Source organism: Streptomyces apricus (assembly GCF_008369065.1).
Lineage (GTDB): Bacteria > Actinomycetota > Actinomycetes > Streptomycetales > Streptomycetaceae > Streptomyces > Streptomyces apricus.
The window spans coordinates 1-1,524 of sequence record NZ_VDFC01000196.1 but is presented as its reverse complement, the minus strand read 5'-3'; the positions used below and the strand labels follow the sequence as shown (position 1 = coordinate 1,524).

The 1,524-nt window shown below is 79.3% G+C and carries 1 protein-coding gene; it reads left to right on the top strand.

Features of this window, described 5'->3' with window-relative positions:
• Window positions 1-194 precede the first annotated feature (194 nt).
• A partial coding sequence (locus tag FGF04_RS39145; RefSeq protein WP_149516152.1) for an NAD(P)/FAD-dependent oxidoreductase occupies window positions 195-1,524 on the top strand: 1,330 nt, incomplete at its 3' end.

Below are 1,524 nucleotides of genomic sequence, written 5' to 3'. Positions count from 1 at the left end.
GCGCACCCCGGGCCGCCGTCCCGGTCGCGGCCGGCCCGGTGCGCGGCCCGTATGCGACCGGCGTGCGTCCGTGCCCTGTCACCGCGCGACTGCCGCCGGGCGGCCGCGGTCCTAGGGTCGGCCCGAACCGGTTGTTCCGGATGCCCGTCCGGGGCACGACGCCCCCGGCGGCCGCGCGACCTCTAGGAGGGCACGTGCTCGATCCCGCTACGCAGGCGGACGTCGTCATAGTGGGGGCCGGGGTCGCGGGACTCTCGGCCGCCCACAGGCTGAACAGGGCAGGTGTGAGGGTCGTCGTCCTGGAGGCCGCCCCCGAGGTTGGCGGCCGCACGACGACCGAGAAGGTGGACGGCTTCCGCCTCGACCGCCTCGGCCGGCTCCTCTTCACGTCGTACCCCGAACTGCGGTCGGCCCCCGGTCTGGACGCCCTCGTCCTGCGGCCGTTCGCCCCCGGTGTCCTCGTGCACGCCGAGGGGCGTGTGCACCGGGCGGGTGAGCCCGCGAGCGCCGGGGGCGCAAGGGGCGCACTCGGCGCGGCGCGCGCCTTCGTGAGCCCCCCTCCCCGGGGCAGGCCGGCCGTTCCGGCCGCCGTCCCGCCCCTGTCGCGGGCGTTCCCGCCCCTCGGGGGCGCGCTGGACCAGGCCCGGCTGGCCGCGGTCCTCGGCCGGATCGCGACGGTTCCCCCGGAGCGGCTGGCGGCCCGCCCCGAGCGGCCCGCCGGACGGGCGCTCGCGGCGCGCGGCGTGCCCGCCCGCACCGTCGAGGGCTTCCTGCGCCCGCTGCTGGCGGCGCTGCTCTGCGACCCGGAGCTAACGACGTCGAGCCGGTGCGCCGACCTCGCGCTGCGGGCCTTCGCCGCGGGCCGTCCGTGCGTCCCCGAGGGCGGCGCCGACGCCCTGCCGGAGCTGCTCGCGGCCGGGCTGCCGACCGGGACGGTCCGCACCGGGGTGCGGGTCACCTCGGTCTCGACGACCTCGGTGGCCACGGCCGACCACGGCGAACTGCGGTGCCGGGCCGTCCTGGTGGCGACCGGCGCGCGCGCCGCGGCCGGGCTGCTGCCCGGTCTGCGGGTGCCGCCGTTCCACCCGGTGACGGTGGTGCACCACACGGCGGACGAGCCGCCCCTGAGGGACGCGGCGCTGCTCCTGGACGCGGACCGCCGGGGCCCGGTGGCGCACACCGCGGTCGTCAGCCAGGTCGATCCGTCCCGCGCGCCCGCGGGACGCGCCCTGATCTCGTCGACGGTCCTGGGCGCTCCGCCCGCGGACACGGACCGGGCGGTGCGCGCGCACCTGGCCGCCCTCTACGGGACGGCCACGCACCGCTGGGAGCTGCTCGCGGTGCACCACACGCGTGACGCGGTGCCGGCGATGCCGCCGCCGCACGACGTGCGCCGCCCCGTGCGCCTGCTGGCGGGCCTGTACGTCTGCGGCGACCACCGGGACACCGGTACGGTCCAGGGCGCCCTGCGCTCGGCCCGCCGGGCCGCCACGGCCCTCCTGACCGACCTGGGCATCACGACCC